At 47.2% G+C, this 16253-nt stretch carries 9 protein-coding genes; 1 reads left to right on the forward strand and 8 read right to left on the reverse strand.

What is annotated here, in order from left to right; all coding sequences use genetic code 11:
• The 6 genes from CF651_RS33110 to CF651_RS06910 form a co-directional block, all read right to left on the reverse strand.
• Positions 1–1364: carbohydrate-binding protein (locus tag CF651_RS33110; protein WP_281254452.1), on the reverse strand; the 1364-nt coding region annotated here is incomplete at its 3' end.
• Positions 1361–1795: a family 43 glycosylhydrolase gene (locus tag CF651_RS33115; protein WP_281254453.1), complete on the reverse strand. Its 435-nt coding sequence runs from the start codon at positions 1793–1795 to the stop codon at positions 1361–1363. The genes CF651_RS33115 and CF651_RS33110, both read right to left, overlap by 4 nt.
• 73 nt (positions 1796–1868) lie before the next feature.
• Positions 1869–5153, reverse strand: a complete 3285-nt coding sequence (locus tag CF651_RS06895) for a family 43 glycosylhydrolase (protein ID WP_094014135.1) — start codon at positions 5151–5153, stop codon at positions 1869–1871.
• A 97-nt stretch (positions 5154–5250) separates the two neighbouring features.
• Positions 5251–8730 carry a carbohydrate-binding protein gene (locus tag CF651_RS33120; protein ID WP_094014136.1) on the reverse strand — a complete coding sequence of 1160 codons (3480 nt, stop codon included), beginning with the start codon at positions 8728–8730 and terminating at the stop codon, positions 5251–5253.
• A 161-nt stretch (positions 8731–8891) separates the two neighbouring features.
• Positions 8892–12137, reverse strand: a complete 3246-nt coding sequence (locus CF651_RS33265; protein WP_094014137.1) for a family 43 glycosylhydrolase — start codon at positions 12135–12137, stop codon at positions 8892–8894.
• 864 nt (positions 12138–13001) lie between these two features.
• Positions 13002–13928 (reverse strand): helix-turn-helix transcriptional regulator, encoded by a 927-nt coding sequence (locus CF651_RS06910; protein ID WP_094014138.1) that lies wholly within the window; start codon positions 13926–13928, stop codon positions 13002–13004.
• Between the two features lie 100 nt (positions 13929–14028).
• Between CF651_RS06910 and CF651_RS06915 the strand changes: the two genes are divergently transcribed.
• A complete protein-coding gene (locus CF651_RS06915; RefSeq protein ID WP_094014139.1) occupies positions 14029–14493 on the forward strand; it encodes a VOC family protein in 465 nt (154 codons plus the stop codon).
• 80 nt (positions 14494–14573) lie between these two features.
• On the opposite strand, the gene CF651_RS06920 is transcribed toward CF651_RS06915, so the two are convergent.
• Positions 14574–15212, reverse strand: a complete 639-nt coding sequence (locus tag CF651_RS06920; RefSeq protein ID WP_094014140.1) for a response regulator — start codon at positions 15210–15212, stop codon at positions 14574–14576.
• On the reverse strand, positions 15209–16234 hold the full coding sequence (locus CF651_RS06925) for a PAS domain-containing sensor histidine kinase (protein ID WP_094014141.1): 1026 nt from the start codon (positions 16232–16234) through the stop codon (positions 15209–15211). Before CF651_RS06925 ends, CF651_RS06920 begins: the two co-directional genes overlap by 4 nt.
• Positions 16235–16253: the final 19 nt, after the last annotated feature.

The following is a 16253-nucleotide window of genomic DNA, read 5'->3' on the forward strand; positions in this document are numbered from 1 at the left end:
CATTCAGCAATGTCCGGATTCGGATTGGTATAGGTTGCCAATTTGGTTACATCCTCCGTATGCCCGTCAAGGTACTCCGCTGTGACTTTGAAGGTGGCGCTTTGGCCGGAATCCAGCGCAACGGCACTATTATCCACCGTAATCTGCTTCACCGTCAGCTCGCTATTCAAGTCTTTTACAAGCAAATTCAGCGAATCGGTTTTGCCGCCATAGCTGACGTTGATGCTTGTTGAGCCATAGCCGACTCCGCTCACCACGCCGTTACTGATGCTGACAATACCGCTTTGCGCCGGTGTCGCAACGGCCTGATTCGTAATATCTGCACTGGTTCCATCGGTGTATATAGCATTGACCTTTAAGGTTGCCGTGTTGTTTCCAGCAACGGTATCAATCTTTTGTTTATCGATCGATGCGTTAATTGCAGCCAGATCATGAGCAGCGCTCTTTTGCCCGAACTGCCAAGAATCGACTTTAAAGAGGTTACCTGTCGAGGCCCCCCCATATACCATATACAGGTCATGAACTCCCGTAGCACCGGAAATGTTCGTTGCTTTGGCCTTCCAAACATTGTCCCCGCCTGTGTTGGAAATGGGAAGTGTCCCAATTAATGAGCCATCGGCACTGTCCAGATGCAGTTCTATGGTTCCACCGCTAGAACCGCTTGCCACATTAGCTGTAAATGTCCCGGCACCTGCTGCGCCAAAATCAACACCCTCTACTTTGATGTAGTCCCCATTATCAATATTACTTACATACATTCCTCCTTGACCGAATGGTTCTGTTGTAATGCCGGATGACCAAGCTATTGTTTCAGCTTCATTTCTTTGATAGGGGTTTAAGTTACTTACACTGCTAACAACACCCTCCGATGTCATATTAAAGGTTGGAATGGTACCATCAGAATTGTAGGCGAATTTCTCTATACTAACGGAACGCTTGTAGCTTCCGCCTCCCGGCAAGCCATTCTTGTGATAGAAAAAGTAGGAGTCTCCTTTAAAATCGATGATTCCCGGATGGTTTGTCGAACTGGTGCCTTGTTGAGGCATGACGACCCCTCTATACGTCCACGGTCCGGTTGGACTGGTGCTTGTAGAATAACGAATCGATTCCGGAAAGCCGGACGCATAGACCAAGTAGTACAGCCCGTTGCGTTTGTATATCCAGGGAGCCTCCTCATAGTCCGGTCCAAAGGCTTCTGTGGTTAAAGGAACCGCCGAGATAGAGCCGTTCAGCGAAATCATATCGTCGTTCAGCTTTGCATAATACAAGGCATTATTACCCCAGTACAAATAGGCTTGACCATCATCATCAATAAATACCGTCGGGTCAAGATCATCCCAGGAGTGCGATGCATAGGTAGTCATATCATTCGTAACAAGTGGTGCACCAATCGCATCTTTACAGCAACCCCTAAAGCTATTCCTCCATGGCCAGGTATCGTAGAAGAAACTGATACGTAGTAGTAAAACTTTCCATTTCGGTAAATTACCTGTGACGCATTGGCATCCTGGGTCTGGTTTGCCCACTTAAATGCAGTGACATCCAGCACTGAACCGTGATCGGTCCAATTGACCATGTCGGTAGAAGAGTAACATCTCCAATCAACCATTTTATATGAGGTTGTAGCTATATCCAGATCATGTCCGGTATAAAGATACACGGTATTGTTGTACACTAGCGGGGCTGGGTCGGCAGTATAAATGGTTTGTACTACCGGGTTGTCTGCATAAGAAATAGTCGTAAACATTGTCGAAATCATCATGAATACAGCTAACATGCTTGAGACTTTATTCATGGACAAATCCCCTTCCATATTGAGGAGCTGCAGACGGGGTCCAACCGTTCCCCGTCCATCGTCTCCCACAATGTTAGTCAGCTATCTTGGTTGCCACATACGCCAGATCCGTAATATCAATCTTATGATCGCTGTTCATATCGGCCGCCTTAGCAGCTGCCCAGTCTGCACTAGTAGAATCCTTGCCGTAATAGTAAGCAGCCATCGCAAGGTCACCGACATCGACGGTTCCATCCTTGTTCAAATCCGCAGACACTTCCTTAATCACGGCCGCCTTGAAGGTATCGACTTCGCTGGCCAGTGCGGCTGTGGCACTGTCCACCTGGGACTGCGTCGCGCTTGAGCTTTCTTTTACCGCTTTGGCTGTGTTGATCGCTACGCCGAGGGCATCCTTGGCTGCTTGCGGGTATTGCCCCGGCAATGAGCCCACAACGGCTGCGTCATATAGACTTTGTGCATTTGTAATGGCCGTTGTCAAAGCCGTCTTGTCGACAACCACTTCAATTTTGCCTACGACAATGCTCTTGCTGCCAAGCGCCGCCTGAATGACCGTTCCTTCAGGAGCTACGCCAAGCTTCGCCTGAGTGGCTGCAATGTTGCCAGTCGTATTCTGAACGCCGGCCTTCACCTTGAAAGTCAAATTCAGCACCGGTGTGCTCGTTCCGGAGACCCCGCCGATGCTGGCGGCGATCAGTCTCACTTTACCGGCAGTCGCTTTGTCCTCTTTCACAATCTGAATGTTGTTGTTTGCCCCAGCCGCACTCACATAGTCAAACACGTTGGCATCATACGTCAGGGTGAAGTCCTCGGCATACACATTTTGCGTCAAATTGTCCAAGCTGACGCCGACGGTGAAGCTGCTGCCCGGCTTCACGCTGCTGTCTGCCGAGAGGGCCGCTGTAGGTACTTTCGGTTCAGTGGGCGGCCAGACCGGGTCTGCGGTTGAATTGCTGGTGGTCAAGTAAATCCGGTCTATGATCAAACCGTCTTCCCTGCCCCAGAAGTTCAGTTCATGTACGCCAGCGGTAACATTCAAAGTAGCTCCACCAAATATACCGCCACTATTCCCACTGAGATTAGCCCATATAAACTGACCACCGCTTACACCATGAATGCCATTGGCCGTGAATTTATACTGATTATCTAATCCAACGTGAACGGAGTCCCCATTGAAATCAGGAGTCTTGGTAAGCAGCCAAACATTGTACGTTCCTGCCGTCGCAAAGTTAATTTTATATCCAAGCCTCGAATCGGCAGCGAGAGTGGCTGCATCTGTAGCGGATTGTGCGTAGCCATTATCGGGCCCAAACAGCATCGCTTTCGTGGACTCACCGTCCACACGCGACCAAGTATGACCGTTGATGGTGCCATACACATAGGCATTAACCGAGTTTTCAGCTGCGGTTTCCGCTTCAATAGCCACGACGGCGGGAGTATCGACAGAAACAACCAATTGCGCTGTCACCGTATCGCCTATGGCCCCTTTATAACTCACAACAACTTGAGTGGTTCCGCTCGCTTTCGCAGTGATTGTACCTTTTGAAACATCGGCAATACCAGGACTTGGATTGCTATAAGTTGCCGCTTCGGTTACGTCTTCCGTGTGTCCGTCAAGAAACTCCGCTGTCACTTTAAATGTCGCTGTTTTGCCGGAATCCAGTGCAAAGGAATTATTATCAAGGGTAATCTTCTTCGCTGACAGTTCACTGTTTAAGTCTTTTACCACGATATTTACTGTATCTGATTTTCCGCCATAGCTGACATTGATGCTTGTTGAGCCATAGCCAGCTCCACTCACCACTCCGTTACTGATGCTAACAATACCACTTTGCGCCGGTGTCGCAACAGCCTGAGCCGTAACATCAGCGCTGGTTCCATCAGCATATATGGCTGTAACCTTCATGGTTGCTGTATTGGCTCCGGAGGCCGTATCAATCTTCTGTTTATCGATAGATGCGTTGATGGCAGCGAGATCATGGGCTGCGCTCTTTTTCTCGAACTTCCAATTATCCACCTTAAAAAGGTTCCCTGTAGCTGCGCCCTTAAATACCATGTACAGATCGTGAACACCTGCAGCATCGGAAATGCTCGTAGTTTTTGTTTTCCATTGATCCGCACCGCCTGTATAAGAAACTGGAAGTGTACCTATCAATTTTCCACCTGAACTGTCAAGACGAAGTTCAATGGTGCCTCCATTGGTAGCGCTTGAAACACTTGCAGAAAACTGTCCAGCCCCGGTAGTTCCGAAATCCACATTTTTTACTTTGATATAGTCTCCGTTGTCAATATTGTAAACGTCCATTCCGCCTAGACTGGATGGTTCCGTTTTAATGCCCGACTCCCAAGCAATGGTTTCGGCTTCATTTTTGACATAGGGATTTAAATTTGCGATCGCAGCCGGACCCTGGGTTGTCATATTGATAGCCGGGAATGTACCATCGGGATTATAGTTAAATTCCTCAACCGCTACCGAACGAGTGAAGCCACCCCCTCCCGGTAAGGCGCCATTATGATAAAAGAAGTAAGAATGTCCTTTAAAATCTATGACTCCCGGATGGTTCGTAAAGCTTTTGCCTTGAGTAGGCATAATGACCCCTTTGTAGGTCCAAGGACCAGTAGGGCTATTGCTGGTGGAATACGAAATATATTCAGGTATACCCCCGGCAGCATATACCATGTAATATAGGTTTCCGCGTTTATAGAACCATGGACCCTCTTCGTACAATGTCGGCCTAGAGTCATTCCCTGTTCGTGTCCCAAAACCATCTGTTGTCAACGGTACTGTAACAACACCAACGTTTTGGTCGTAGGAAATCATGTCAGCATTTAATTTCACATATTTTAGTCCAGGGTTTCCCCAATAGAGATAGGCCTGACCATCGTCATCAATATATACAGTTGGGTCAATATCACCCCAATCGCTGGCAACTAACGGACGTCCAAGAGCATCTGCAAATGGTCCAGTAGGACTGTCAGAGACTGCAACCCCGATGACCGGTCTTCCCAGTGCTGAACTTGTAATCGGAACGTAATAATAGAACTTTCCATTCCTTTGAATCACCTGACCTGCCCATGCGTCGCCTTTTGCCCAACTAAACGTTTTGTAAGACAAGGGCGATCCGTGATCGGTCCAATTTACCATGTCTGTTGAAGAATAGACTCTCCAGTCATTCATAGTGTAGTATGTCGAGCCATCCTCATCATGTCCGGTATACAGATAGACTGTATCGCCAACCACCAATGGAGCAGGGTCAGCAGTATAGATGGTTTGTACTACCGGGTTGTCTGCAAAGGATATAGACGTCAGCATTGTCGAGATCAAAAAGATTAAAGTTAATAGGCTTAATGCTTTTTTCATTAACAATTCCCGCCTCCCTAAACAATATCAATAAAACGATCTATGGGATATGAACGGGGATACCAAGTATCCCCGCCTACAGCTTCAATGATGATTATTAATTTACTATTTTGGTAGCTACATACGCCAAATCGGTAATATCGATCTTTTGATCGCTGTTCATATCGGCCGCCTTCGCAGCTGCCCAGTCTGCGCTTGCGGAAGTTTTACCGTAATGATATGCAACCAACGCAAGGTCACCGACATCGACGATTCCATCTTTGTTTAAATCTGCAGACACTTCCTTAATGACTGCTGCTTTGAAGGTGTCTACTGCGCTGCCCAATGCGGCTGTGGCACTGTCCACCTGGGACTGCGTCGCACTTGAATTGTCTTTTACCGATTTGGCTGCGTTGATCGCCACACCGAAGGCATCCTTGGCTGCTTGCGGGTATTGTCCCGGCAATGTGCCCACAACGGCTGCGTCATACAATCCTTGTGCATTCGTAATGGTTGTTGTCAAAGCCGTCTTATCAACAACCACTTCACTCTTGCCTACAGCAATGCTCTTGGTGCCAAGCTCCGCCTGAATGACCGTTCCTTCAGGGGCCACGCCAAGCTTCGCTTGGGTTGCTGCAATCGTTCCGGTCGTGTTCTGAACGCCGGACTTCACCTTGAAGGTCAGATTCAGCACCGGTGTGCTCGTTCCGGATACCCCGCCGATATCGGCGGCAATGAGCCTAACTTTGCCCGTAGTGGCTTTATCCTCTGTCACGATCTGGATGCTGTTGTTTGCCCCTGCTGCACTCACATAGTCAAATACGTTAGCATCATACGTCAAGGTGATGTCCTCAGCATACACACTCTGTGTCACGTTGTTCAGACTCACACCCACGGTAAAGCTGCTGCCCGGCTTCACACTGTTGTCTGCAGAGATGGCAGCCGCAGGCGTTACCTGCGTTGGCGCAGTCGTGTCCAGGAATGATACATCATCGACATAGAAATCCATTAAATCATCCGTTGGATCCTGTACGGATTTCCACGACGTCTCAACAAAAATAGCCGGTCTGCTGAAGTTGGCATCTGCCGGAACGGTAACCGTCCCTTCAATGGTTCCCCAGACTCCTTTCGTAATGGTTCCATGCCCAAAATCTTTAAACACCCACCAGGATGAATCCGATTGACTCATATTGATCCAATCTTCATTTCTCATCGTGAGATTAAATTGTCTGGTAGCGGGACCTGTATCATATTTAACCTTTGCAGAATATTTATAGGTCACTCCAGGTTTCACTTTTCCATCAACCGATTGCTTAGGACCGGAACCTGTTGTTTTTCTGCCGGTGACATGGATACTATGCGAACCACTGTAAAAAACTTGATCCGATACGGAGAGATCTGCCGTTTCATTCACGATCCATGGCGATTGTCCATTTTCAAATCCGCCGTTTTCGAGCAGCTCCGTCAGCTTGGTAACGGTTATCGACAATTGAGTTGTCACAGGCTCACCCAATGCGCCTTTAAAGCTCACCGTAACATTCGTAGTACCGTTAGACTTAGCCGTAATCTTCCCGTTACTCACCTCAGCAATTTCCGGATGGGGGTTGCTGTAGGTTGCGGTATTCGTTACGTTCTCCGTGCGGCCGTCAAAATACTCGGCAGTGATGGCAAAGTTTTTTGTGCCGCCGATCCATAAGGACACCGAGCTGTTATCTGCCGTAAGCTTCTTCACCGTCAGCTCACTGTTCAAATCTTTTACAAGTATATTCAGTGTATCTGATTTTCCGCCATAGCTGACATTAATGCTTGTTGCGCCATAGCCCACCCCGGTTATGACTCCGCCACCGACACTGACGATCCCGCTCTGCGCCGGTGTCGCAGCAGCCTGGGTAGTCACATTTTCGCTGGTTCCGTCGGTATATACGGCTGTAACCTTCATATTTGCCTTGTTGGTTCCGGACACCGTGTCGATCTTATACTTATCTGTGGATGCATTGATGGCAACAAGATCATGAGCAGCGCTCTTTTGACCGAACTGCCAGTAATCTACCTTGAAGAGATTGCCTGTGGTTGCTCCCCTGTATACCATATATAGATCATGGACTCCTGTAGCACCGGAGACACTTGTTGTTTTTGTTTTCCAAACATTGTCTCCGCCTGTATTGGAAATGGGAAGCGTCCCGACCAATGCGCCGTCCGCACTGTCAAGATGAAGCTCTATGGTTCCGCCGTCCGAACCGCTTGCAGCATTAGCTGTAAATGTTCCCGCGCCTGCAGCACCAAAATCAACTTTGGATACGGCTGTCCAGTCTCCGTCATTAATGCTGCTGACAGCCAGGTTTATTCCGCTTGCTATTGTACCTGGTTGTGTAGTGGTTTCAGTGGATATGCCTCCGCTCCAGCCAATGGTTTCAGCCTCAACCCTTTTATAAGGATCCACATTTTTCACCTGTGGAACACCTGCATAATCGCCAGTAATATTCTGGATCACTCCGTTTGTGTCAAAGCTTACCTTATTGATGTGTGCGTTACGATATCCATGCGATTGCCCGCCCATTTGTGGATAGGAACCACTTTCCGCCATGGCCTTTGCAAGAGTCTGCGCGTGGTATGTGATATACCATTGGCCATTGAAATCAAAGATGGCATGGTGGTTGTTGCCTCCAACGCCGAAGAAAGCACCAGGGTTAGGCAGTACGGTTTTGACAAAAGTAAATGGACCCATCGGGTTGTCGCTTACCATATAGCCGATAGCCCCCGTAGGTATATCCGCCGGATGTCCGCCAGAGAAATTCGTGCAATAGGAGTAATAGTATTTCCCGTTGTATTTATGGATTCCCGAATCCTCAAACAACCATGGCGGATTGATGGGCTTGGCAGTTCCCCCGCTGGCAGCCAGATCCAAACTAATCATATCCGCCCCAAGCTTTGCAACGCGTGCCGTTCCCGGGTCAGCATCCTTACCCGTCGGAATACCACCGCCAAAATAAATATAAGCACTTCCATCATCGTCAACCAGCACCGCAGGGTCAAACAGCCACGTAACATCACTTGCTCCTGGAGTACTTCTGCTCACCAGTTGTTTTCCAAGCGGATCTGTAAAGGGCCCAATCGGACTGTCCGCTGTGAGCACACCTATGCCGCTTCCATTATCCGCAAAATACAGGAAAAATTTCTCCTTACCGTCTATCGTTTTATGTGCAGCTGCCGGCGCCCAGGAGTTATTTGCCCATTTTGCCGCACCTTGCGGGCCGGCTACAGCTATTTCTCCGTGGTCTGTCCAGTTCACCATGTCATCAGATGAAACAACCGTAATCTTATTGATGGAACCATATCCGTTATCCTTGACTGTCCCGTCCGCATTGTATTCAAATACATCATTCGTCATGTAGACATATACTCTGCCGTTATAAACCATAGCAAAGGGATCGGCACCAAATTTTTGAGTAAATAACGGGTTTGCGTTGCCAGGCGTTTTGGCCAGTGCCGGTGTGATCGTAGCTGCGGCCGCCTCTACCCTCTCCATAACCGGGATAGAGGTGATTGCCAGAGTCAGAGCCGTTGTCATCACCAATAATTTCTTCTTCCATTTCTTCATTGAACCTTTTCCACCTCTCATACATGGATAAAGTCATTCATTGTTTAACGGGTTTGGCTGTTTCCACTTCTCTTACCACAGATAAACCGGGCTGATTCTCCCTGTTGTTAGCATAAGGGGAAGGAATACACATGTATCCCGCCCCCTGATACCCTTATCGCTTAATTCACTATTTTGGTTGCCACATACGCAAGATCCGTAATATCGATCTTATTATCGTTATTCATATCGGCAATCTTGGCTGCTGCCCAGTCTGCACTTGCGGAATCCTTACCATAATAGTAAGCAGCCATCGCAAGGTCACCGACATCGACGACTCCATCCTTGTTCAGATCTGCCGACACTTCCTTAATCACGGCCGCCTTGAAGGTATCGACTGCGCTGGCCAGTGCGGCTGTTGCACTATCCACCTGAGCTTGCGTTGCGCTCGAGTTGTCTTTTACCGCTTTGGCTGTATTGATCGCTACGCCGAGGGCATCCTTGGCTGCTTGCGGGTATTGCCCCGGCAATGTGCCCACAACGGCTGCATCATACAGACCTTGTGCATTCGTAATGGCCGTTGTCAAAGCGGTCTTATCAACAACCACTTCAATCTTGCCTATAGCAATGCTCTTGCTGCTAAGCTCCGCCTGAATGACCGTTCCTTCTGGAGCCACGCCAAGCTTCGCCTGAGTGGTCGCAATGGTTCCAGTCGTGTTCTGAACGCCGGCCTTCACCTTGAAGGTCAGATTCAGCACCGGTGTGCTGGTTCCGGATACCCCACCAATATTGGCGGTGATCAGTCTCACCTTACCGGCAGTCGCTTTGTCCTCTGTCACGACCTGGATATTGTTGTTAGCCCCTACTGTACTCACATAGTCAAATACGTTCGCATCATAGGTCAAGGTGAGGTCCTGGGCATACACACTTTGCTTCAAGTTGTCCAAGCTCACGCCTACGGTAAAGCTGCTGCCCGGCTTCACGCTGCTGTCTGCCGTTAACGAAGCTGCAGGTACTTTCGGTTCAACGGATGGCCAGACAGGATCTGTGGTAGCGTCGCTTGTAGTTAAATAGATCCGGTCTATGATGAAACCGTCTTCCCTTCCCCAGAAGTTCAATTCGTGTACACCAGCGGTAACACTCAATGTAGCTCCGCCAAATACACCGCCATTATTCCCACTCAGATTAGCCCATTTGAACTGACCACCGCTCACACCATGAATGCCGTTGGCGGTAAATTTATACTGATTATCTAATCCAACGTGGACGGAGTCCCCATTGAAATCAGGAGTCTTGGTAAGCACCCAAACATTGTAGGTTCCTGCCGTCGCAAAGTTAATTTTATAACCAAGTTTCGAATCGGCAGCGAGAGAGGCTGCATCCGTACCCGACTGTGCGTAGCCATTGTCTGGCCCAAACAGCATCGCCTTCGTGGACTGACCGTCCACAAGCGACCAGGTATGGCCGTTCGCGTTGCCGTACACATAAGCATTGACAGAATTGTCAGCTGCAGTTTCCGCCTCAATGGCTACAACGGCAGGAGTGTTGAATTGAATGGTGTAGACCGCCGTTTGCAATCCATCCCTGCTTACCGTCACCGAGGCCGTTCCAGGTACCGTCGTCGCTTGAGTGATCGAAACTGTGGCGCCTGGATCGTTTGCCGTCGCAGTAATTTGAGGAGGAACCGACCCGGCAGGAAGATCTATCGAATAGTTATATATACTTGGGTTAAACCCACTCACTTGTGTGCCATTCACCTGGAGGTACTTCAAATTTGTATCAAAATTGGAACCTGACAACTTATCATCTATTTTGAAGCTATCGAAATCAACATAACCGCCTGTTGTCTTTGTCGCGTAATTGAACAAGCCAAAACGGTAGCCCATAAAATGCGGTATTGTATAGGCCATTTGAAGGGTGTTGCCTATCGATGCCCAGCGCACGCCATCCAGACTGTAATAGAAATAGGCTTTATCCGTCCTATTCTTATAGTCCAGCTCGGTTCTTAAATAGACGATGTCCTGCGCGAGTGGGATACTTGCAGCCTCGACCGCAGACCCTGAGCTTCCATTCACCATCACAACCGATTTGGTCGTACCGGACATTTTGACACCGACAAATCCGTAGTTCTGCTGGAATGCGGCAATCCCGGCGTAATCCCCGTCTTTCATGTGGCTGACATCGATTGCAATGGTCCCTGAGCTTTCCGGTCCGAAGGTTCTTTGAGTAAGCGTATTTCTGGCATTCAGGATACTGGTGCTTGTTCTTCCGGTTGTGAGTCTAAGATACCCCGGACGGTCGGTAAGAGACCAATATCGATTATCGGGATTGTGGTTCCACTGCCAGACTAACCCCAGATTGGATCCGTTGTAATCATTTTCCCCGCTTGCAACCTCTGTATGATAGGCTCCAACTTTGTCTGTTCTCTGATCGAAGTTATCCGATGAAACCCACGATTTGGAAAGCTCGGCAGGAATCCCCGTGTCATTGACATCACCGAATACGGGCCAGCCGTCCTGACTCCATGTCATCGGCACAATGTAGGGGATGCGCCCTACGGAGCCGTAATCCTGGAACAAGACTCCGTACCATTTGCCGTCAGGAGCTTGAACGATCCCTCCTTGGGCTACACCGGCGCTGTTGGAATTGCTTCCCGATCTTAGAGCAATCTTTCCTTCATACGTACCGTCAATAGCATCTGCCCTATGCACTAACTCGGTACGAATGCTCCCGGAAGGCCAAGAAATATTGAAGATATAATATTTACCATTGATTTTATAAATGTGAGAGCCTTCAGCCCCAAGCCCGCCGGTGCCTCCGGGAGCGCTTGCATTTTGAATGATGGTTTTGTTCATTCCACCTTCTTTGATCGCTGTGGCATCTGAGGTCAGCTCGATCACCTTGATGGTTCCAGCGCCATACACCAGATAGACGCGTCCGTCATCATCAAACAGCAGCGACATGTCATGATAGACTCCGCCGGCGAGCTCAAATTTTTCCCATGGGCCCTTTTCGATGTCGGTGGTTTGAAAGATATACGTTTTGCCAATATCGTTAGAGGCAAATACGATATAAAACTTGCCGTTATGGTACCGAATGCTGCTTGCCCATGAGCCTTGCCCGTATAAGCTTTGCCCGTTGGAAAGCGTTTGCTTGTCATTCGCCGCAAGAATATCATATACGTAATTGACGATTTCCCAATTGACAAGATCCTTGGACTTCATAATCGGAACTCCCGGGTTCACGTGCATGGTCGTACTGGTCATGTAATAAGTGTCGTTTACGCGGATCACATCAACGTCAGGTACGTCCGCCCATATGATCGGGTTCTTGGCAGTGGTCGTGCTATCTGCATAGGCCGATATGCCCGGAAGAGCGCCTACCAATAATGTAAAAATGAAAACGATTACATATATTTTTTTAACCATGGATCTGAATTCCTCCCCGTTCTTGCTTCATCTATAAATCAAATTGACCATTTAAACAAAAAACGATAACTGTTGCCTCTATAGCACATAAATATTGTCGTTGTGTAATGTTCACAAGCTGTTATTGATAGCGCTTTATATTTCTAACATGTACAGGAAAACTTGATTGAATCTAACAGTGACGCTACGATTTGTAACATAATTAGCATTTCACAACATTGTGGGAAGTAAGGAACTCGGAGATGTCAGAAAGCTTAAACGGACTCAGGAGCTTGCTGGTGAAATAAAGGTCTGCATTGAGTAAAAAAATGTGATGGGCATGAAGACTGTTAATCGAGGGCTTAACTTGATGTATAAAACAGCCTTTTGGAAAAGGCTCGCCGTATGTACGGCATGGGTATATCATGTTTCCGATTGACCGAAAATCAGCAACTTGGAATGGGAAGCTGTTGTCCTTTGACGCTCATTGGCTTGAAATCATAATCTTTCGAAAGTTCGGCTTCTTGCTTCTAAATTGTAAACTATCACCTAGCCTACCCCCCTGTTTTATAATGCTTTTATTATAACGGAGTCACTATAGAATTTCGATGTAATTTCTTCTTTAAAAAGTTGATTTTTTGGAGATAAGCATTTATTTGCTTGTAAAAAGTTAAATAAGGCAAGAAAGGGAGACAAGCGTCTCCCTTTGATGTTTCTGGAATTTTTCGCGCTGCCAGCCTGCTAGTGGCTCATATGATCTTGGATGCTACATATCGGCATTTATTCAGACCTTTGGATGAATAGTCATCCTTTTGCTGTTCCAATAGAACTGTAGTTCAGATCAAAAAGACACGAGGAGGACGCTGCGTCATCCCCGTGTTGATGTTAATGGGAGCCTTTTGAAGTATACTTCTCCACCATTTTATTCAAATAAGCTCGAAATTCTTCAACATAGGTATTCGGCTCTACGATTTCCAGATTTGTCCCGAAGCCCGCCAAAAATTGAAAGCCAATACTGTTTTGAGGAGCATAAATGGTGGCTAAAAAATATTCAGAGCTATAGTTTTCAATGCTCTTTCGACCGTACCGCTCAATGAATTGGTCTTTTATGCTAGGCGAAATCAACGCCTTAATAGCGACTAATTGCGGTTGATAACTTGCTTCATGTTCTTGTTCAAATAAATAATCTCTAGGGTTAAATGTGTTTTCATCCATAACAAGATGATCGGTCCTGGATAATTTAAATGTTCTATATCTCTGACGATGTAAACAGAAGCCCTTCAAATACCAACTCGATTCACTAAAATGAAGCTGATAGGGCTCGACAATTCTATTCGTCGTGGTGCCATTTTTATCAATATAATCAAATGAAACTAACCTTCTCTTTAATATCGATTCTTGGCATATTTTCAAGGTTTGAATAATCTCAGACCGTCCCTCCCAATCATAAAATGACAGTTGAATTGAACCTTTCGGAGACAACGGGCTCCCCATGGCTTCTATTTTTTTTATGGTCACTTCCACTTCTTCATTAATTAGAATCTGTTCCAATCCACCCAACGCTGTCAATATATTCTCAAAGTCGGAGCTGCTGAAAAGACGTTTATCAACCTTGTATTCATCCAGTATGCCGTAGCCGCCATTAATTCCATTGATAGAATAGATCGGGATGTTAGATAAACTCAATATTTCCATATCTCGAAGAATCGTTCTTTTGGAAACGTTAAATATTTGCGCAAATTCTTTTGATGTTACGATATCCTTTCTCAGCAATATCATAATGATAGATAATAATCTCTCAATCTTCTCCATATTCTCCCTCTGTTTTTGTGCTTTATTTTAAAAAGGTGACATACATATGTCACCGCTTATCTATTATACTTCATCTATCACAAGAAGGAGGCATGATTTTATGGCAGCTATTGCATATTTAAATTTTGATGGAATCGCAGAACAAGCAATTGAATTTTATTCGGAGGCTTTACAGGCAAATGAGGTAAAAAAAGTAAGATTTGGCGATTTTCCGCAAGACCCAAACTATCCATTGCCAGAAAATGAATTACATATGATCATGGAATCTTCAATCGAATTCGCGGGCGGAAAAATCATGATGTCGGATATTCTGCCTTCGATGAAAAGTGTAACGGGCGAGTTGGTTAAAGGCAACAATATACTGATTAGTATTGTTATGGATGATATGCAGACATTGGAAAATTATTTTTCTAATTTGTCTGCAGGTGGTTATGTTATTATGCCGTTATCGGAAATGCCTTGGTCTTCCTGCTTTGGAATGCTGGTTGATAAATTCGGTGTCGTTTGGAAATTTAATAGTGACGCAGATAAGTTCCTTGATAAAGTGATTTCCAACAAACGTTAACTCATCAAAAATGGCTTGCAATTTAGGACCATTTAAACAACGCCGAAGCCGATGAGCCGGCCGCTACCGCTTCGGCGAGTTTATAACAACTCTATGAACTTGTTTTTTATCGCGTATTTAATCAAATCATGCTTGTCCTTCAAATGCAGCTTCTGCATAATATTGGCCTTATGATTTTCGACCGTTTTCGGACTGATCGTCAGTTGCCCGGCGATTTGCACATTCGTGAAGCCGAGCGCTGTCAATCGGACGATTTCCTGCTCTCGCAGCGTCAACACTGACTCCGTCTCTTCGCCCTTCATGATGCGGGACAGCTGTTCCTCAGGAATGCGCGTCCGGTAATATCGCTCTCCGCGCAGCACCGCCCGGATCGCCTCGTACACCTCGCCGGCTTGGCTGTTTTTAAGCAAATACCCATGAATGTGAAGCTGAAGCGCTCTTTTTACATAAACTTCTTCATCATGCATCGTTAGCACGATAATTTTGACTGATTTTTGTTCCATCATTATTTTCTGCGATGCGACAAAACCATCTAGCCCGTCGGGCATGGACAAATCCATCAGAACAACGTCGGGCTGATGCCTCGCGGCCAGCAAGACCGCCTCAGAGCCGTCGCGCGCCTCCGCCGTGATTTCCAAATCCGGCAGCCCTTCCAGCAGCAAACGGAACCCTTTACGTATAAGCTCGTGGTCATCGACAATCAATAGCTTCGCCTTCATGCTTCGGCTCCGGACGGGAGCGGTACCATCATTTCGATTGCCGTGCCATGATCGATCTGCGAACGAATTTCCATCGTGCCTCCGAGTTGGGAAATGCGCTCCGCCATGTGCCTTAACCCCATCCCCTCTTTTTTTTGATCCAAAGAAAACCCGACACCGTCGTCGGACACGCAGATGTGCAAAAAGTCAGCCTTCGTTCTGAACTGGACAAGCACATGCTGGGCGTTCGAATATTTCATCATATTATGCAGCGCCTCCTGAATGACGCGATACACATTGATTTCGACAATAGAAGGCAGCCGTCCCTGTAGATCAGAAACGACAGTAAACCGGGTGCCGGGCATAATGCTTTGAATCGAATTGACCAACTGCTCGATTGCGGGCACAAGCCCGAGGCTGTCCAGACTTTGCGGACGCAGCTGCCGCGAGTAGGCTTTCACGTCCTCTATCACCTTACCGAGCTCTTTGCGGACTTCTTCAATGTATGTGTACAGCCGTTCGTCATGAATTCTTCGTATGATCGCATCCAACGCAATCGAGATGCTGTAAAGCGACTGTCCAACGCCGTCATGCAGTTCCTTCGCCAGACGCTGATGCTCCGTTTCTTTCGCCTCGATCAGCTGCTTTAGCATCAATTTGGAAATACGCGCTTCCTCTTCCTGTTTTCTAGCGGTCAAGTCCTTTAGCATGAGCAGATAATACTTCTTGTCGCTTTCCTCTTCCTCCAAAATAAGCGCTGTGCTCATTTCCACATCAATCAGTTCTCCATGGTAGGTAGGCATTTCTGATAAAAAAAACGGCACCTCTTCCTTGGAAATCAGATAGCATCGCTCCTCATTGGCAGCCACCTCTCGCTGCTGGCAATATGAGCAATAGGGCACCTTCTGCGTGAGTCTCCACCCTGTCAGCCGGAGGGCCGCCGGATTCATCTCGACAATTTCCCGATGCTGGTCCATAATGATGATGCCGTCCTGAATGGAAAGAAAAATATTGTCCATCAATTCTTGTTTAATCAGCTTCATAGCAGCCCCCCATCCCTAT

Origin of the sequence: Paenibacillus rigui (assembly GCF_002234615.1) — a bacterium.
GTDB classification, from domain to species: domain Bacteria; phylum Bacillota; class Bacilli; order Paenibacillales; family NBRC-103111; genus Paenibacillus_S; species Paenibacillus_S rigui.